At 64.1% G+C, this 17080-nt stretch carries 16 protein-coding genes and 2 tRNA genes; 10 read left to right on the forward strand and 8 right to left on the reverse strand.

All coding sequences use genetic code 11. The features are described from left to right. Window positions 1–85: 85 nt before the first annotated feature. The gene (locus tag NO930_RS13105; protein WP_256403448.1) at window positions 86–3997 is read left to right on the forward strand and encodes an Eco57I restriction-modification methylase domain-containing protein; all 3912 of its coding nucleotides are present in this window, start codon (window positions 86–88) and stop codon (window positions 3995–3997) included. A 72-nt stretch (window positions 3998–4069) separates the two neighbouring features. Here the strand turns inward: NO930_RS13105 and NO930_RS13110 are convergent, their stop codons facing one another. The 3 genes from NO930_RS13110 to NO930_RS13120 all read right to left on the reverse strand — a co-directional run bounded on the left by NO930_RS13110 (window position 4070) and on the right by NO930_RS13120 (window position 6743). Further along, the gene (locus NO930_RS13110; protein ID WP_256403447.1) at window positions 4070–4414 is read right to left on the reverse strand and encodes a hypothetical protein; all 345 of its coding nucleotides are present in this window, start codon (window positions 4412–4414) and stop codon (window positions 4070–4072) included. Between the two features lie 693 nt (window positions 4415–5107). Beyond that, window positions 5108–5180, reverse strand: a tRNA-Thr gene (locus NO930_RS13115). Window positions 5181–5747: 567 nt separating this feature from the next. Then, a complete protein-coding gene (locus tag NO930_RS13120) occupies window positions 5748–6743 on the reverse strand; it encodes a class I SAM-dependent methyltransferase (RefSeq protein WP_256403446.1) in 996 nt (331 codons plus the stop codon). 313 nt (window positions 6744–7056) lie between these two features. Between NO930_RS13120 and NO930_RS13125 the strand changes: the two genes are divergently transcribed. Together NO930_RS13125 and NO930_RS13130 are read left to right on the forward strand one after the other, a co-directional pair. Continuing rightward, entirely contained in the window at window positions 7057–7323 is a 267-nt protein-coding gene (locus NO930_RS13125) for an AbrB/MazE/SpoVT family DNA-binding domain-containing protein (RefSeq protein WP_137783255.1), read from the forward strand. A 3-nt stretch (window positions 7324–7326) separates the two neighbouring features. Then, window positions 7327–7680 (forward strand): type II toxin-antitoxin system PemK/MazF family toxin, encoded by a 354-nt coding sequence (locus tag NO930_RS13130; protein ID WP_137783254.1) that lies wholly within the window; start codon window positions 7327–7329, stop codon window positions 7678–7680. On the opposite strand, the gene NO930_RS13135 is transcribed toward NO930_RS13130, so the two are convergent. Both NO930_RS13135 and NO930_RS13140 read right to left on the reverse strand, forming a co-directional pair. Beyond that, on the reverse strand, window positions 7677–7970 hold the full coding sequence (locus NO930_RS13135; protein ID WP_137783253.1) for a chorismate mutase: 294 nt from the start codon (window positions 7968–7970) through the stop codon (window positions 7677–7679). The two genes, NO930_RS13130 and NO930_RS13135, sit on opposite strands and share 4 nt — an antisense overlap. A gap of 4 nt (window positions 7971–7974) precedes the next feature. Continuing rightward, a complete protein-coding gene (locus tag NO930_RS13140; protein WP_256403445.1) occupies window positions 7975–8874 on the reverse strand; it encodes a shikimate kinase in 900 nt (299 codons plus the stop codon). A gap of 264 nt (window positions 8875–9138) precedes the next feature. Between NO930_RS13140 and NO930_RS13145 the strand changes: the two genes are divergently transcribed. From NO930_RS13145 to aspS, 5 genes are all read left to right on the forward strand, one after another. Beyond that, window positions 9139–9597 (forward strand): DUF5796 family protein, encoded by a 459-nt coding sequence (locus NO930_RS13145; RefSeq protein WP_137784317.1) that lies wholly within the window; start codon window positions 9139–9141, stop codon window positions 9595–9597. Between the two features lie 147 nt (window positions 9598–9744). Next, entirely contained in the window at window positions 9745–10131 is a 387-nt protein-coding gene (locus NO930_RS13150; RefSeq protein ID WP_137784316.1) for a ferredoxin, read from the forward strand. A 136-nt stretch (window positions 10132–10267) separates the two neighbouring features. Further along, window positions 10268–10352, forward strand: a tRNA-Leu gene (locus NO930_RS13155). 162 nt (window positions 10353–10514) lie between these two features. Then, the gene (gene larC / locus NO930_RS13160) at window positions 10515–11876 is read left to right on the forward strand and encodes a nickel pincer cofactor biosynthesis protein LarC (RefSeq protein WP_256403792.1); all 1362 of its coding nucleotides are present in this window, start codon (window positions 10515–10517) and stop codon (window positions 11874–11876) included. A 106-nt stretch (window positions 11877–11982) separates the two neighbouring features. Further along, window positions 11983–13287 (forward strand): aspartate--tRNA(Asn) ligase, encoded by a 1305-nt coding sequence (gene aspS / locus NO930_RS13165; RefSeq protein ID WP_256403443.1) that lies wholly within the window; start codon window positions 11983–11985, stop codon window positions 13285–13287. A 52-nt stretch (window positions 13288–13339) separates the two neighbouring features. Here aspS and NO930_RS13170 read toward each other — a convergent pair whose 3' ends face one another. Continuing rightward, on the reverse strand, window positions 13340–13618 hold the full coding sequence (locus NO930_RS13170; protein WP_137784064.1) for a UPF0058 family protein: 279 nt from the start codon (window positions 13616–13618) through the stop codon (window positions 13340–13342). A gap of 119 nt (window positions 13619–13737) precedes the next feature. After that, window positions 13738–13953 carry a DUF7120 family protein gene (locus tag NO930_RS13175; protein WP_049982317.1) on the reverse strand — a complete coding sequence of 72 codons (216 nt, stop codon included), beginning with the start codon at window positions 13951–13953 and terminating at the stop codon, window positions 13738–13740. 221 nt (window positions 13954–14174) lie between these two features. Here NO930_RS13175 and NO930_RS13180 point away from each other — a divergent pair, with 221 nt between their 5' ends. Next, window positions 14175–14783 (forward strand): sulfite oxidase-like oxidoreductase, encoded by a 609-nt coding sequence (locus tag NO930_RS13180; RefSeq protein ID WP_137784063.1) that lies wholly within the window; start codon window positions 14175–14177, stop codon window positions 14781–14783. Window positions 14784–14908: 125 nt separating this feature from the next. Further along, complete coding sequence (locus NO930_RS13185) at window positions 14909–16291, forward strand: isochorismate synthase (RefSeq protein ID WP_256403442.1); 1383 nt, start codon at window positions 14909–14911, stop codon at window positions 16289–16291. Window positions 16292–16301: 10 nt separating this feature from the next. Here the strand turns inward: NO930_RS13185 and NO930_RS13190 are convergent, their stop codons facing one another. Continuing rightward, on the reverse strand, window positions 16302–17042 hold the full coding sequence (locus tag NO930_RS13190; protein ID WP_256403441.1) for a proteasome assembly chaperone family protein: 741 nt from the start codon (window positions 17040–17042) through the stop codon (window positions 16302–16304). Window positions 17043–17080 lie beyond the last annotated feature (38 nt).

Consider the following 17080-nt stretch of genomic DNA (forward strand, 5'->3'; position numbering starts at 1 on the left):
CGGACTATTCTCGCCGGGGTTCTATCGCGATCGAGTACCCAAGTAGTCAGCAATCATTAAGGAACACCGGTCGACACAAGAGGCTATGCCCGACGCCGCCGCCGTCTCCGAGTCTCTCCACGCCGTCAGTACCCTCTCGGCGGGGGACATGAGTGAGCGCGACGTGGAGAACTTGTTTCTCGAAACCGGCTTCTACGATGCTCTTGGTTTCGAGGGAACCGGCACCGATCTCCGAAGCGAGTTCACCCTTCCCGACGATCGCCGCCCTGACTACATCACGCTGGACTCGAACGAGGCCGTCACGACCGTATACGAATTCAAGACCACCGGCGAGTCCCTCCCGCAACACAGGTCACAGCTGTTCGGTTACATGGACTTCCTCCGGGCGGAACACGGAGTTCTGACGAACGGCGAGGAACTGCGCCTCTACCGACGTGGGGAGGACCGCCCCCGACTCGTCGTTTCTCTCGACGCCGTCACCGACTCGGACGCCCGCGACCTCGCAAGCGCGCTCCAGAAACGCGAGTTCGACCTCACCGATCCCGACGACGTGAACAACTTTCTCGGGAACCTCGATCCGATTCCCTTGAATCAGCAGGCCGAACTCGGGCAGGAACACTTCTTCGACACGTTCCGGCTTGAGGAGGGCAGCCCGTTCGCCGACCTCGTTACGGGCATGATGGACCTCCTCGAAGAACTCCGTGACGAACAGGAAGCCAAGTTCGTGAAGGGGGCGTACGACTTTTGGGAGGCGACATACGCGAGCGAGCCCGACGAGGTGCCAGATTCGTGGGAGCCGTTCATCGGCGGGAACCAGTCGCTCCGGGACTTCATGTTCTGTCTCGAAAGCGGACACGCACTTCTCGCCCGTCTCCTCCTCGCGAAGGCCACCGAGGATCACGACTTCTTCGCCGGCACCCCGTACGGGGGGATGGACGACTACTTCCGCGGACTCCAAGGGTTCGGCCGGACGATCAATCTCGACGCGTTCCCTGTCGCCGCGGACAATCTCATTGACGACATGTCGGATCAGCTCGTTGAGGGGCTGTTTCAGGACGACATTTTCGTGTGGTGGACGGACGGCTACGCCGAGGAACTGTCTCGGGGGCACGAGACGGGTGCGAGCCAGTTCGAGGAAGTCGCCAAGGAGGCCGGCGGGGTGGACCGGATCAGCGACGCGACCCGAGACCGATTCAGCCGGGCGGTAGCGGAGGTGTTCTTCAACGTACTTCGGTTCGACTTCGGGGACGTTGAGGGGGACCTCCTTGGGGACCTGTATCAGCGATACTTCGACCCGGAGACGCGGAAGGCCCTCGGAGAGTTCTACACGCCGCAACCGGTGATCGACTACATCATGGACGGCGTCGGCTACGAGCGGGGAGTCTCAAACGAGCGACTCATTGATCCAGCCTGTGGCTCCGGGACGTTCCTCGTGGAAGCCGTCGAGCGGTACATCGCGGACGTGGAGCAGTACGAGGAGGACCCGGATTGGAAAGACCACCTACAGGACCTATGTACCCGCCCGCGCGTGGTCGGGCTCGACATACACCCCTTCGCCGTTCTCATGGCGCAGATTCGGTTTGTCGTGGCAGTTCTCCCCGCGTATCGGAAGGCAAAACAGGAACATCCGGAATACACGATCCGCCGTCTACCCATTTACCGGACCGACACTCTACGGAACGAGCGGGAACTAACCGGGACCGACCTCGGTGACGACGGCTCCCGGCAGATGACCTTCGACGCGATGGTCGACGATGAGAAAGACGTGCGGATCCCGGTCCCGCTCCCAGTCGAAGTGGACGAGGACGAGGTGGATGAGACCGAGGACGGCTTTTTGGTGCGACGCGTTCGGATGCCGCTGTTCGACACCCTCCAAGTTCAGACGGGCGTGAGCAACTTCGGGGAGTACTTCGCCGCGTTACAGGGCGTTCTCGACACGGTGAAGGACCACATGGCGCTCGCGGAGGAGTTCGGCGGGGACTTCGACTGGACCTACCAGAGCGGGCTTGAGGAGCGTATCCACCACCACACCAAGCGCGAGTACGACGGCGTCGAGGAGTTCTTCGCCCCGTACGTGAACGACATGCTGGAGAACGTCCGGTATCTCAAGGAGGAACACAACGACGGGCGGCTGTTCAAGATGTTCGAGGACACGGTGCTGGCACTCGTCGTCAAGAACTACATGGAATACGACTACGTGGTGGGGAATCCACCGTACGTCCGTATCCAGAACCTCCCGGACAGTCAGAAGGCGATGATGGACACGCTGTACGACGCGACAACCGGGAACTACGACATATACTGCCCATTCTACGAGCGCGGTCTCGACTGGCTCGCGGAGGGCACGGGGAAGCTCGGATTCATCACGCCGAACCAGTTCATGGTCACGGACTACGGGGAGGGGCTTCGGCGCGTTCTCCTCGAAGACAGCCAGATCGAGGAGGTGTACGACTTCCGGGACTCGGGCGTGTTCGAGGACGCCACCAACTACCCCGCGGTCGTGATCCTCGAAGACGAGCCCGACCGAGCGGCGCGCGAAGACAACGAAATTCGGTGCGTCCGGGTGAAGGCGAACACGGACGGAGAGGACGACCGAGAACTGGACGAGGAGATTGTGACTTCGGTGCGAGAGAACCGCGGCTCCCCGGGCTATTCTGACGAGTTCATCGACGTGTTCGACTACCCACAATCGAAGCTCTCGGGAGACGAGTATTGGGCGTTGATGCCTCCCGAGGAGCTACAGGTCTTCGAGAAGCTGGAGAGGCAGGCACCAGCGACGATTGGGGACGTGACTGACGCCGTTTTTCAGGGAATCCGAACCAGCGCGAACAAGATCTATGTGGTGGATGTGCTGGATGCCGACAGAATTGAATCGGATGATACTGACGGGGTAGTGACCGTAGTCCCGATCGGAGAGTCACAGGAGTACGAGATCGAGACCGACCTACTTCGCCCGTTCTTGGAAGGAGACGAAGTGAAACGATGGCGAGGCGATTGGGGCGGACTCCATGTCGTTCACCCGTACTATGCCGAGGAGACAGACAGCGGCGAAGTTGAGGCCGGGTTGTACTCGCAAGAGTATTTAAGCGAGAACCTTCCGAAAACGTGGCAGTTCTTCCTCGAACATCGAGACGCGCTTGAGGCCCGAGAGAGCGGTCGAAAAGAAGGTAAGGACGACTGGTACGGCTACATCTATCCGAAGAACCTCGGGAAATTCGAGGCACCCAAGATCATCCAAGCACACATCGCTACCGATGCGACATTTATGATCGACGAGCCGGGGACTTGGTATTTCACGACCGCGTATGGAGTCCTCTTAGATCCCGACCACCGAAGCCTCACCGAGGAGATCACATGCCAGCTCAACTCGAAAGCCCTCGACTTCTATTTCAAGCACATCACGACGGTCAAGATGGGCGGATACTACGAGTATAGATCGCAGTACGTCGAGAAGCTCCCCTGTGTCACCGAGGACACGGCGGGCGTCTTCGGATCGATGCGCGGGACGGCAGGAGAGATCGTAGACACCATCGACCTCGATAGCCGGACCGACCGCTTCCCGGAGGCATACCTCGGCGACTACGACGGTGAACTCGACTACATCAATTACGAGTGGCAGACCCGGCGGTACCCGGTCAATGCCGAAATTCAGGGGGACATGGACGGCGACTTTACCGTACAGGCGGGGCGTTCTGACGAGATCAACGACCCGGCGATGTACTCCGATGATCGAGACGCTCGCAAGCGCCGCGCTGAGTACGTTCACGCCGCCGTAGACGGTCGGAGCGTCAAGAGCAGCGAGGAAACGACCATTCCCATTCCCCGGAGCGATGATGGCGTGGTGGAACTACTGGAGCGTCTGGAGACGGATCGTACCGAGGTCGAGGAGACGAACATAGCCGAACTCGAAGCCGAGATCGATGATGCGGTGTACGATCTGTTCGACCTAACTGCGGAAGAACGCGCCGTCGTGGAAGACTACCTCGACGTGTTCTAATAGACACCGTCTCGGGTTTAGACAATATCCGGTCCGAAAGAACATCGGGGAACAGACACTACGCGCGTTGACTCAATCCCACTTTCCGGTGTACTGAACTTCAAAAGCAAAATTCCTAACTAAACGCTCAACCTCTCGTTGTTTTTGCTCGGCGCTTAGGTTCAGCTCTAAGTAATATCCGTTAACGAGTTCACGAGGTTGTTTCATTTTCCTCTCTCCATGAGAAGTCTGATCATGTATGATTGGTCGCATTGTACCGGGGATATAGGGAAGGGGTTGAATTTTCGATTCCAAATTATACTCGCTTAGCAGGTGGTTTACGAGGTCTACGAAGGGATCGACTTGACGTGGCCCTTGGAACTCAATACGCACATCCCCTTCCTCGATAAGCCGTATTCCGTAGAGTTCCTGAGTCATATATACCAGTTCGTGGAAGGCTCATATCAAACTACTTGACGACGTTTTGTAGCGAACACACTTCCATGGCGAGTGTCACGGCGAAAATGTTCACAGCCATCTGTGCGCTCTGCTTAGCCGCCTTTCATTCCCCTACAATATTCAGCCCATCTGATCGAGGGTGTCCCGTCCGTCACTAACCGAGGCTGTATCTTTCTCCGAAGAAACTACACTCTCCAATATGTGTGATTTGTCCGGGGAGAGAGCGGACATTGCGATAGAACTGCCGCCGTCAACTTTTCTCCACCCTTGGACCAGCCCTACCCGAATCTACGCGGAATCGTATAGGGCCGCCGTAAAATTCGAGATCGACTCTCGCCCTAACTCTGTGTCACGCACACAAGTCGCCTGACCGAGTTCTAACCGGTCCCCCGTGGGTCGTGTGGTATCGTCGGGGACGTTCTATCGCAACGAGGGGCCGCGCGAGGCTGCCAGCGAACGGACCCGCGCCTGAAGATCATCCGGATTCGTTTCCTTTGCTTAGACTCCACCACGGCTCACCCGCGACCCCATTACCGAATCAAATGTTAACGGCAATCCCGTCCGCGAGACCGAATCAAATGGTAGTTATCAAGGTGCTCCTAAATGCGAAAAGACAAGTATGAGGCCCTCTAACGGTTACTCGTACTCCCTCGCAGAACGAAGTGAAGCGAGAGCCGGAGGAGGGATTTGAACCCTCGACCTATTCCTTACGAAGGAATCGCTCTGCCAGCTGAGCTACCCCGGCGCGCATGTGACCATTTCCGAACACGAAAATAAGGGTTCCGAAACGGTGGCGGCGACGAAGTCCAGTCGGTACCGATCGGATCGGTTGTTCCGGTCGGTAGACACTCGCACGACATCCATGTGTTTTGAAATACACTATATATTACTACATACGAGTAGGTATCTAGCAAATAGTTCGTATGATATAAGGAAAAAGCATAAATATGTGGTTGGGGTTTAATCAGAGTGTGATGACACCGAACGCGTGCCGCGATGGCGGGGATCGACTCCCTCGTCGGTGTGTGCCCGGTCGGAGCCCGTACCGGGCGTCGACGACCGCGTCGATCGCATCCCCCACGGCGATCTGACGCGCCACTCTCCCCAGCGAGTGATCCACCACGGCACCTGCGTGGCCAACGCTACCGGCGTGTCAAGCGCACAATCGCCTCTGACCTCGACGGTCACGGGGCCGTGGACTCTTGTCATGTGACGGGCCCGACGCCGTTCCGACCCGCGATACTCTCGGGCGGGCGGCGAATCTGCCTTTGCCACCGCCTCTAGACGCCGGTACCAGTTCCACTGGACCGCACTACGGTTCCGTCCGCGTCAGTCTGACGTCCAAACAGACGTTGTGTTCGTGTGGCGCGTACGACCGGACGACCCGTTCGGTCTCTACGTCGACCGCGTACTCGTCTCCGACGGCGGCGCGTATCGCGTCCGCTCCCGGGCCAAACGGATCGTCCTCGTGTTGGATGTCGTAGTAGTGGATCACGCAGTCGTCGCCGGCCAGCGCGGTCGCCGCGTCGAGGAACTCGTCGGCGGAGTGCGGGAGGTTCATCACGAGCCGGTCCGCCGTGTCGGCGTACTCCGTCGCCGCCTCGCGGACGTCACCGGCGACCGCGGTCACCCGATCGGCGACGCCGTTTCGCTCGGCGTTTTCCCGGAGGTATTGGATCGCCGTCTCGTTCAGATCGCAGGCGACGACGTCGGCACCGTGGCTCGCCATCGGAACCGCGTAGGGACCGACCCCGGCGAACATGTCGACGACCGTTTCGTCCGCGCCGACCTGCGTCACCACGCGATGACGCTCGGTCGCGAGCCGCGGCGAGAAGTACACCTCGGCGACATCGAGCGCGAACTCGTGGCCGTACTCGCGGTGGACCGTCTCGGTGCCGTTCCCGGCGAGCACGTCCCACCGCCGAACGCGAAGTTCGCCTTCGATGGGTGACGCGCGATTGAGCACCGTCTCGCAGGGCAGATCGGAAGCCATCACCGCGTCGGCGATCGCGGCGGCGCGGTCGGGATCGTCCTCGTCGACGATGACGATATCTCCCAGTCGCTCTACCGAGGGCTCGAATCCGAGGATCTCGGCCGGCGTCTTCGGTCTGTCGCGCTCGGGGGCGTCGCGCCTCTCGATCCGGCCTCCGAGGCCGCTCGGAACGCGTTCCGCGTCGGTGACCGGTATGTAGATCGTGTCTCCGTCGACGGTGATCTCGTGGTCCCCGTCGATCACGTCGGCGTCGGCGAGCAGCTCGCGGACGTGCTCGCCGCGCTCGCGCGCGACCGCGACACATGGAACGCTCATTGCTGCAACCAGAGGCGAGGCAACATAAACAGTGACGCTTCGCTGTCGGGGGCACGCTCGCCACGAGACGTCTCGACGGCAAGGCGTTGTATCCCGCTGAAACCGCTCTCTAGGGGCTCGATCGGTCGATGGCCGAACGTAGCGTATCCGGTGTGACCCCCCTACCGACTCTCCCGCTGCTCGACCTTGTTCAGGTAGCTGAAATCCATTATATCGAACCCCGAACGAAAGTTGCGCATGTCGTGGTGGTCTGTCCCCTCTCAGCTCTTCTCCGAGCGAAAAGGATATAGATATGAATATGATATGAATAAACATGAGCCAGAGCGAGGAACGTAAGGTCGGTGAACGGGGGCAAGTCACCCTCCCGAAAGAACTGAGAGAGAAACTGGGTATCCACGGGGGGGACGAGGTACTGGTTCACGAAGAGGACGGGAAAATCACCATCGAAAAACCGCTGTCTCGTGAGGAACTCGCTGAGGGATACCGACGACGCGCAGCAGAATCCGAAGCCCTCGCGGAGGAGATGGACGGTGTATCTCGCGAGGCCGACGAGTACCTCGGTGATGTTCCCAAGTGGTAATCGATGGACGTTCGCCGCGGAGACATCGTCATCGTCGAGCTTGACCCGACAGAGGGGTCAGAGCAACGGGGAACACGACCGTGCCTAGTCGTGCAGAACGACGTTGGGAACGAGAATGCGCCGACGACCATCGTCGTCCCGTTTACGACCTCGCAAGGAGACGAACTGTACCCGTTCGAGGTACTCGTCTCGGCCGCCGAGTCTCCGCTCCGAGAGGATTCGGTCGCTCTCTGTAGTCAGATTCGCACGGTGTCCATCGAGCATCGTATTAATACCAGTCTCGGCTCCGTGCCGGCGTCCCGTATGGAGGAAGTGGACGAGGCACTCGAATACAGCCTCGGTCTGATGGAACTCTAACGACTCTCCCGCTGCTCGACCTTGTTCAGTTCGATCAAAAGCCGGAAGATCGCCTTCACGAGGTTGGCGTCGACGTCGAAGCGCTCGGCGTTGTCGCCGGCGCGCTCCATCACGCGCTCTTCTTGGCCCTCGTCGGTCGTCGGGAGATCGCGCTCCGCTTTCACGGCCGCCACGGTGTCGGCGACGTACGTCCGACGGGCGATCAGCTCGACGATCTCTCGGTCGATGTCCTCTATCTCGCGGCGCAGTTCGTCCAGACTCATCTCTTCGGGATTCGGTGTTTCGCTCATTGGTTCACTCTCGGAGAACGGCCGCGCCGTCGTTTCTCGTTGTCGTTCGTCGCAGCGCTCCGGGTCGGTCGTCCCACGCGTCGGCGACAGCGTCGAGGTCGGCGTCGGGGTCGTCCGGGTCCGCGACGGCGACGACGCTCGGTCCGGTACCCGACAGCGAGACGCCGGACGCGTGCGGCATCGCCTCGACCGCGGGATCGGCGTCGAACCCGAGCGCGGCGGAGAAGGCGAGGCCGTTGACGGTCATCGCCTCGGCGTACCGCCCGTCGAGGGCGAGATCGGCGACGAGGTCGGCCATGGGCGCGACGGACTCACAGCGCGCCACGTCGGCGTCGGCGGTGTAGGCGCGTTCGGGCGGGGTCCACACGAGCACGTCCCAGTCGACCGGGTCGCGCGACCGGAGCTCGTCGCTCCCGTTGTCGGTGACGGCGACGCCACCGAGCATCGAGGCGGCCGCGTCGTCGAACGCGCCCGTGACGGTGACGCCGGCCTCTCGGGCCGCGCGGACGCCGAGTCGACAGGCCTCGAGACGCGTGACGTCGACCGACGAGTCGTCGGCGTCGTCGCCGACCTCGAGGCCGAGCGCGTCACAGGTCGCGAGGACGGTCGCGTTCGCGGCCGCGCTGGAGCTTTTCAGCCCCGCCGCGAGCGGGACGTCGCTGTCGGTGCGGACGGTTCCCCCCTCGCCGCCGCCCCAGCGATCGACCGCGAGGGCGACGCAGCGCTCGATCAGGTCGGTGTCGGCGTCGGCGTCCTCGGCGATCCGTCCGTCGACGCCGTCGCTGTCGGGGTCGAGCGCGACCGTCGCGCGCGTCTCGACGTCAATACCGAAGGCCGCGCCGGTGCCGGTCGCGAGCGCGTTCAACACGGTTCCGGCTCCGAGCGCCGCTGCCCGTCCCTCCATGCACTCACGGCTCGCGAGCGCAAATAAAGAGGTAGCGATCACGGCGAGTCTCTCACGGCGTCGGTTCGCGGTGGCGGCGCACGTCCGCTCGCTTATGATCGCAATCGCGATCTCCTGTTGCCATCTCCGCTTCTATTGTTATCCACTCTTCTATTGCTATCTGCCGTCTCGCACGCACCCGCGAGTTCGGCCATGCCGGCGTGAGCCCATCGCTCGTCGGCGCGTCCCGCGTCGCTTTTGAGGGGCGCGCTCGGACCGGTTCGTATGTCAGCGCCTTCGCGAAGCGACGTTCCGCCGACGTCGATCGGGATCGACCTCCGGGAGGAGGGCGTCGTCGTCGAATACCTCGACGGGCGGACCACCCTCTACCGCGGTGTTCCCGATTCCGTGGAGGGGTCGGTGACGGCCGGCCCGGGCAAGGAGACGCACGTCCTCGTCACCGATCCGACGGAGACCGAGGGTGTGATGACGTACGTCAACGACTACAACACCGACGACGAGATACTGGAGGACTCTGGCGTCGGCCGCGTCATGGTCGAGGAAGGGGACCGCGAGGAGGTGTTTCCCGGCGTCATCGTCGGCCGCACGGGACAGCGCAACGAGGTGATCGCCGACCCCGAGATCGCCGGCGGGCGGGTGTTCGTCTTCGTCGAAGACGGCTGGACGGAGGGGAGCTACGAGATCGTCGAGGGGCCCGAGGACGGACTCGACGCACACCGGTGAGCCGCCGGAGGGAGACCCGTGCGGTCCGAGAAGAGACCTGCGTGATCCGAGAAGAGACTCGGAGACCACCGGGACGACGAGAACCATCGGTCGCCGATCGGCGAGAACGATCGACAGACGAAAGTCGCGTCGGCGCCGACGAAACGTATGAGCGACGCCGACGAGACGGCGGCGGACACGGACGAGGCCGAACCGGAGACCGACCGCGACGAGGTCGTTCGGGCGAGCGACATCGGCGGCGAGGGGCCGCCGGTCGAGGAGAAGCCGTACAAGATCGTCTTTGAAGCCAACAAGTGCTTCGGGGCGGGCAAGTGTGCGGAGGTCGCGGACAACTGGGTGATGGACATCCAGAGCGGCATGGCGAAGCCGCGGTCGTACTACATCGGCGAGGACGAACTCGACGAGAACATCCGGGCCGCGGAGGTGTGTCCCGCGAAGAAAGAACAGGGCGTGATTCACGTCGTCGACCGGCGGACGGACGAGGAGATCGCACCCGATCCGCACGGCGACGGGACGCTCTCGGTCGACTGGTAGGTCACCGACACGTCGTCGCCCACATCTCGGACGCACGTGGATCGCTGTCTGTGGATCGACATCCGTGGACCGCCCCGCGGATCGCGGCCCGATCATTCGAAAGGGGTTTGACTCCGCCGCTTGAACCCGGATCTGCGCGGGGGTGGCTGAGCCTGGCCAAAAGCGGCGGACTTAAGATCCGCTCCTGTAGAGGTTCGAGGGTTCGAATCCCTTCCCCCGCATGCCTGCGGCGCTCACACCTCGTGAGCGCCGCGGCCGGGCTGGTAGGGACTCGAATCGGGGAGCGGAAAGTGAGAGAGCCGCGACGCGGACCGGGCGTGTTCGCGGTGGGGTATCGGAGTCGAATCCGGAGGTATTTGTCCGCCGCTCGCGTCCGATGGGCCATGCGAACGCTCGTCTTCGACGGCCGAACCGGTGCCGCCGGCGACATGATCTGCGCCGCGCTGATCGCGGCCGGCGCTGACCCGGCCGTGCTCGCCCCCGTCTCGAAGCGGCTGCCGGTCCGGTACGAGGTTGGCGAGACGACCCGAAACGGGATACGCGCGACGACCGTGGACGTGCTCCTCGACGGGCCGAGAGACGATATCGAGCCGTCGAAGGGACACGACGACCACGACCACGACGACCACGGACACGGCCACGACCACGACGACCACGGACACGACCACGACCACGGCCACGACCACGACCACGACCACGCCGAGGGGGCCGGAGTCACTCGGAGTTATTCCGAGGTAGTGGCGCTCGTCGAGTCGATGGATCTCTCCGGATCTGTCGAATCGACGGCGCTCGACGCGTTCGAGCGACTCGGCCGCGCCGAGGCCTCGGTCCACGGCACGGACCTCCACGAGACGCACTTCCACGAGGTCGGCGCGGACGACGCGATCGCCGACGTCGTCGGCGCGGCGCTCCTCCTCGACGACCTCGACCCGCACCGCGTCGTCACCACCCCGGTCGCCGCCGGGCGCGGCGAGGTGGCGATGACACACGGAGTCTATCCGGTCCCTACCCCGGCGACGGCGGAGATCGCGGCTCAGGCCGACTACGCGGTTCGCGGCGGCCCCGTCGACGCCGAACTTCTGACTCCCACGGGCGCGGCGATCCTCGGTGCGGTCGCCGAGGGCGTCGATTCGGTGCCGGACCTCGCGCTCGACGGGGTCGGGTACGGTGCCGGCGACGCGACGTTCCCCGAGCATCCGAACGTGCTCCGCGTCCTCGTCGGCGACGGAAGAGGTCGCGCCGCTGGGGACGAGCGAGACCGAGACGCCGGCGGACTCGTCCGCGACGACGTCGCCGTCCTCGAAACGAACCTCGACGACGCCACGCCGGAGGTGCTCGGCGGGCTCCAAGAGACGCTCTCGCGGGCGGGTGCGCGAGACGTGACGGTCGTCCCGACGACGATGAAGAAATCGCGGCCCGGCCACCTCGTGAAGGTGATCTGTCGCCCGGCCGACGCCGAGGCGGTCGCGGAGGCGCTCGCCCGCGAGACGGGGACGCTCGGCGTCCGACAGTCGGGAGCGAGCCACCGCTGGATCGCCGATCGCGAGTTCGAAACGGCGACGATCTCTCTCGACGGCGCGGACCACGAGGTGTCGGTGAAGGTGGCGTCGACGGCCGACGGCGAGGTCTACGACGTCAGCGCCGAGTACGACGACGCGGCCGCGGTCGCGGCGGAGACCGGACTCGCTGTGCGGGAGGTGCTCCGCCGCGCGGAAGCGCAGGTCCGCGCGCCGATAGACGGGTGACCGCGACGGAGATTACGGACGAGACGACCCAGCGCGTCGGGTTCTGTCGAGGCGAGACGACAGGCCTATGACGGCCGCCCGACCAGTGGGACGTAACTCAGTCTCCATGATAGAGCGTATCCACACGTCGGACGTCGAACCGGACGCGGACGAGGTCGCCATCGCCGGCCACGTTCACGAGATCCGCGATTTAGGCGGGCTGGTTTTCCTCATCGTACGCGACCGTGAGGGGCTCATCCAGATAGTCTTCAAAGAGGAGCGGGAGCCGGACCTGTTCGAGGCGGTCCAAGACGTCGGAGCCGAAGACGTCGTTCGCGTCGTCGGCGAGCCGCTGGAGAGCGACCAGGCGCCAGGCGGCGTCGAGATCGCGCCGACCGAGTACGAAGTCATCGACGAGGCGGGCTCGCCGCTGCCGCTCGAGATCTCGAAAGACATCGAGGTCGACCTCTCCACCCGGCTCGATAACCGCGCGCTCGACCTCCGGAAACCGGAGACGCTCGCCGTGTTCACCCTGCGCTCGAAGCTGATCACGGCGATGGAAGAGTGGTTCGACGACGAGGGGTTCGTCGACATCAAGACGCCGCTCATCTCGAAGGGCGGAGCCGAGGGAGGCGCGGAGCTGTTCCCGATCCTCTATTACAACCAAGACGCGTTCCTCTCACAGAGCCCGCAGCTGTACAAGCAGATGCTCATGGCCTCCGGCTACGAGGCAGTCTACGAGACCGGCACCGCGTTCCGCGCCGAGGACTTCGCGACCTCACGGCACGTCTCCGAGATCGCGATGTTCGACGTCGAACTCGCGTACATCGACGACCACGACGACGTGATGGACGTCCAAGAGGAGTCGCTCCGCTACGCGCTTCGCGCGGTCGCAGAGGACGCCGAGCGCGAACTGGACTTACTCGACGTCGACCTCGAGGTGCCAGAAGACGACTTTCCGCGGGTCACCTTCGAGGAGGCGCTCGACATCCTCGAAACCGAGTACGGCCACTTCCCGGACGACCCGACCGACCTCGACACGAAGGGTGAGAAGCTGCTCGGCGAGCATTTCGAGGAGCAGGGACACCCCGCCTTCTTCGTCGTCGGGTACCCCGACGAGAAGTTCTACTACATGCAGGACGTCGACGAAGACGACATCGCGTCTCGGAAGTTCGATCTGATCTACAAGGGACAGGAGTTGTCGTCGGGCGGGCAGCGTGAACACGACGTCGATCGGATGGTCGAGGTCATGGAAGAGGAGGGCGTCGAGACCGCCAACTTCGAGTTCTACATCGAGGCGCTGAGCTACGGCACGCCGCCGCACGGGGGCTACGGGCTCGGTATCGACCGACTGGTTCAGAAGGTCGCCGGGCTCTCGAACATCAAAGAGGCGATCATGTTCCCGCGGGACCCGAACCGTTTAGAACCGTAGAGCGCGCCGTCGCTGCCGGCAGGGAGTCCGCGTATCGGCGTACAACCGCCTTTCAGATCTTGTTTTCGGCGTCGTCGGCGAGTTCTTTCATCCGCTTTCCGACGCGGCCCGCAGGCGAGAACTCGTCTTCGCTCATCGCGTTCGCGAGGGCGTTGCCGAGCACGAACACGGCGTGTTTGTGCTCGCTCTTCGACTTGTGGACGTGCGACGGGTCGACGTCGAGTTCGTCGTACGGATCGAAAAGCGAGCCGTCGACCGTCTCGTGGTCGCGGAAGTGCTCCATTATCGTCACCATCTGTTCGTGAAGTTCGAGCAGCTCGTCTTTGTGCATACCCGCAGATACGGGTCCTCGCCCCTTTAAGCGTTGTTGAGGGGGGTACGCACGGTTTTGTCGGTGCGATAGCGGTCGGATATCGCCGCGTCGGCGAGACCGGGCCCGACCGCCGCCGGTCAGAACACGTACTCGTCTTCGTGGCCCATCATCCCCTCGTCCTCGAAGCCACTCGACTCCTCGTCGTCTCGGGGACCGCTGGTTTTGTACGCCTTAATTCCCGTCGACAGGAGTTCTTCGACCGCTTCTTCTCGGTTGAGGAACTCCCCCTGCTCCACCATCTGGGCGATCTGCATCTCCAGATGCTCCGGCACGGTTATCTCCACTCGTGGCATTTCCTGTCCGGGAGTAATGGCAATGGGGATATAAATGTGGCGTCGAAGATGCGGGTATAAGAAAACAAAAGTAGAATACTTCAAAAGACTACTTCGAATTCATCTAACTCTATTTCAGAATATGCGTATTAGTGAGTGTGTGCGTATGTGTTCGCCGCGTCGGATTGCGCTCTCCGGCCGGGAGCGACACCGATAGGTGCGTACGCCACTGATCGGCACGCATGGCCGACACCGACGGCGTGACCGATCTCACGGGGCTCTTTCGAGAGTACGGCGACGACCGGCTCCCGCCCGGACAACGCGAGACCGACCGCTTCCCGGTGCTCTCGAAGGGCGAGACGCCCGCGTGGGACGCGGACTCGTTCGCCTTCGAGGTGTGGGGTGCCGTCGACGAGCCCCGGTCGTTCTCGCTCGCGGCGTTTCGCGACCTCCCCTCTGTCACGCAGCGGCAGGACTTCCACTGTGTCACCGGCTGGAGCAAGTTCGACTGCACGTTCACGGGCGTCGAGTTCGCCGAGATCGCGGCGCGTGCCGGGCTCGATGACGACGTCTCTCACGTGGTGTTCCACGCGCTCGACGGCTACACGACGAACCTTCCGATAGACGAGTGCACAGAGCCCGGGGTGCTGTTCGCGTACGGCTACGACGGCGGCGACCTCCCCGCCGACCACGGTGGCCCGATCCGGGTCGTCACTCCCCACAAGTACGCGTACAAGGGCGCGAAGTGGGTCACGGGCGTGGAGTTTCTCACCGAGAAGACGCTCGGGTACTGGGAGAAGCGCGGGTACAGCGACACGGCGAACCCGTGGGAAGAAGAGCGGTACAGCTAGCGGCCGCGTGCGGCACGACGAACCGCACGTCGGCCGGTCGAGTCGGGGATCGTCGCGCCGGTCGACGGGCGGGCGGGTTCCCCCGATAGTCAGGATAAAGGTTCCTCGGCCCGGAGTTCACGGCAATGGAACAGGCGCGTTCGACGTCGCCGCCGTCGCTCGTCAGCCGCACGACCGCGATCGACGCCCCGACGTTCGCGGCGGCGTTCGACGCGCTTCCGGCACCGCGGACGACGTGGAACGCACCCGACGACGCGCTGGTGCTCGGGAGCGGGGCGGCCGCGACGCTGACCGGCCGCGGCCCCGACCGTTTCGCCGAGATCCGCGCCGCCGCCGCCGACCTGTTCGACTCCGGCGACGTCCACGCCGGCACCGAGGCCGCCCGCCCTCGCGTGTTCGGCGGCTTCGCGTTTCACGCGGGGAGCTGTGACGGCGACCCGTGGAAACCGTTCCCCGAGGCGCGGTTCGTCCTCCCGCGCGTGCAGGTGACGTTCGCCGACAACGGCGTCTGGCTGACGGTGAACGCGAACGGGTCGGACGCGTCCGTGGGCGACGTAGAGCGTCGGCTCGAAGCCGAGGCGGATCGACTGTCCGGGCTCGACGCGGAGACGGAACGGCCGCCGCGTCCCGGGATCGCAGCGAGCCACCGCACCACGAGCCGCGAGGCGTGGCGCTCAGGGGTGGAGGCCGCAGTCGACCGGATCCGAGGCGGCGATCTACAGAAGGTCGTTCTCGCGCAGGCGCTCGAAGCGGAGCTTTCCGCGCCGTTCCCGCGCTCGGCGACCCTGGAGCGGCTCGCGGAGAAGTACCCCGACTGTCACCGGTACTACTTCGAACCCGCGGGCGACGAGCGCGGGAGCGCCTTCTTCGGCGCGACTCCCGAACGGCTGGTCGCGCTCCGCGGCCGAACGGTGGAGACGGACGCGCTCGCCGGGACCACCGGCCGCGGCGAGACGCCGACGGAAGACGAGTGGCTCGCGCACGAACTCCTCGACGACGCGAAGAACGTCCACGAACACGAACTCGTCGCGGAGACGGTCCGCGAGCAGTTGGAGCCGTTCGCCGCGTCCATCTCGGCCGGCGACAGGCGCGTGCGTCGGCTCGCCACGGTACAGCACCTCCACACGCCGATCACGGCGGAGCTCGACGACGACCGCCACGTCCTCGAACTGGTCGAGGCGCTTCACCCGACACCCGCGGTCGGGGGACTTCCGCCGGACCGCGCGCTCGACACCATCCGGGAGGCGGAGCCGTTCGATCGCGGGTGGTACGCCGCGCCGGTCGGCTGGATCGACGCCGCCGGAAACGGCGCGTTCGCGGTCGCGATACGCTCTGCGGTCGCGCGTCCGCGTCGAGCGACGCTCTTCGCCGGCGTGGGTCTCGTCGCCGACTCCGACCCCGACCGGGAGTGGGACGAGGTGCAACTCAAGTACCGGCCGATCCTCGACGAACTGGAGGACGGAACCGCCGCTCCCGGCGAGGAGACGGGGGCGGCGGACGGCGGCTAGGCTACTCTCGTCACTGGAACATCTTCAGCGGCTCCGCCTGCGAGCTCTCCTCGGTCGCCTCCCGCATCTGCTCTGCGAGCTGCTGTTTGGCGTTGCGGATCTCGGTCGCCTGATCCACGAGGCCGTCGGTCGGCGTCTCGGTCCCGGCGATCGGGTCGATGCCGTCGCGAACGAGGACCCGTGCGGCCTCCGGGTCGGGGAACTGTGGATCCGATTCGACGATCAGACCGACGGCGTCGCGGCCGCGCTCTAACGCCGCCGCGATCATCGCGCCGGTCGGCCCGGAGACGAGCCCGGACTCCGGGGGGTCGTCGACCGACGCGCGCGACAGTGCGTCGCCGCCGTCGCCGGTCGCGATCCCGTACAGCGCCGGCGGCTCCTCGTCCTTCTCGCGGCCGAGTCCGGAGAGGAACACGGGGAACGCTTTCGTCTCGTCGAACCAGCCGTCGAGGCAGTTCGCGACCTCCGTGGCGGCGTTCGGGTGGACCGGCACGTCGCTTCTGAGCGCGACGAGATCGAGTTCGGGGTCGGCGTACAGCCGCACGGGAGCGGTCACCGTCGGATCGTCTTCCCGGTACACCGCCACTCGCGGGAGGCCGTCGCAGTGGACGTTGGCGTAGTGAGTCATCTCGTGTGCGTCGATCATGTGATCGGTCGCGATCTTGCCGACGAGCCCCACGCCGGGAAACCCCTCGACAAGGGTCGGTTCGGACAGCGACACCTCGTCGTCGAGTACGGATATTCGCGCCATGTGCGGCGGTACGCCGCCGACCGACCTAAAACGGTGGG

Origin of the sequence: Halorubrum salinum (assembly GCF_024494575.1) — an archaeon.
Taxonomy (GTDB): domain Archaea; phylum Halobacteriota; class Halobacteria; order Halobacteriales; family Haloferacaceae; genus Halorubrum; species Halorubrum salinum.

Excerpts from the sequence above, each read along its gene's own strand:
- NO930_RS13145 (WP_137784317.1), top strand. The coding sequence starts at position 9,139 with ATGTCAGCGCCTTCGCGAAGCGACGTTCCGCCGACGTCGATCGGGATC.
- NO930_RS13185 (WP_256403442.1), top strand. The coding sequence starts at position 14,909 with ATGGAACAGGCGCGTTCGACGTCGCCGCCGTCGCTCGTCAGCCGCACG.
- NO930_RS13170 (WP_137784064.1), bottom strand. The coding sequence starts at position 13,618 with ATGCACAAAGACGAGCTGCTCGAACTTCACGAACAGATGGTGACGATA.
- NO930_RS13190 (WP_256403441.1), bottom strand. The coding sequence starts at position 17,042 with ATGGCGCGAATATCCGTACTCGACGACGAGGTGTCGCTGTCCGAACCG.
- NO930_RS13105 (WP_256403448.1), top strand. The coding sequence starts at position 86 with ATGCCCGACGCCGCCGCCGTCTCCGAGTCTCTCCACGCCGTCAGTACC.
- NO930_RS13150 (WP_137784316.1), top strand. The coding sequence starts at position 9,745 with ATGAGCGACGCCGACGAGACGGCGGCGGACACGGACGAGGCCGAACCG.
- NO930_RS13180 (WP_137784063.1), top strand. The coding sequence starts at position 14,175 with ATGGCCGACACCGACGGCGTGACCGATCTCACGGGGCTCTTTCGAGAG.
- NO930_RS13120 (WP_256403446.1), bottom strand. The coding sequence starts at position 6,743 with ATGAGCGTTCCATGTGTCGCGGTCGCGCGCGAGCGCGGCGAGCACGTC.
- aspS (WP_256403443.1), top strand. The coding sequence starts at position 11,983 with ATGATAGAGCGTATCCACACGTCGGACGTCGAACCGGACGCGGACGAG.
- NO930_RS13175 (WP_049982317.1), bottom strand. The coding sequence starts at position 13,953 with ATGCCACGAGTGGAGATAACCGTGCCGGAGCATCTGGAGATGCAGATC.
- NO930_RS13135 (WP_137783253.1), bottom strand. The coding sequence starts at position 7,970 with ATGAGCGAAACACCGAATCCCGAAGAGATGAGTCTGGACGAACTGCGC.
- NO930_RS13125 (WP_137783255.1), top strand. The coding sequence starts at position 7,057 with ATGAGCCAGAGCGAGGAACGTAAGGTCGGTGAACGGGGGCAAGTCACC.
- NO930_RS13130 (WP_137783254.1), top strand. The coding sequence starts at position 7,327 with ATGGACGTTCGCCGCGGAGACATCGTCATCGTCGAGCTTGACCCGACA.
- NO930_RS13110 (WP_256403447.1), bottom strand. The coding sequence starts at position 4,414 with ATGACTCAGGAACTCTACGGAATACGGCTTATCGAGGAAGGGGATGTG.
- larC (WP_256403792.1), top strand. The coding sequence starts at position 10,515 with ATGCGAACGCTCGTCTTCGACGGCCGAACCGGTGCCGCCGGCGACATG.
- NO930_RS13140 (WP_256403445.1), bottom strand. The coding sequence starts at position 8,874 with ATGGAGGGACGGGCAGCGGCGCTCGGAGCCGGAACCGTGTTGAACGCG.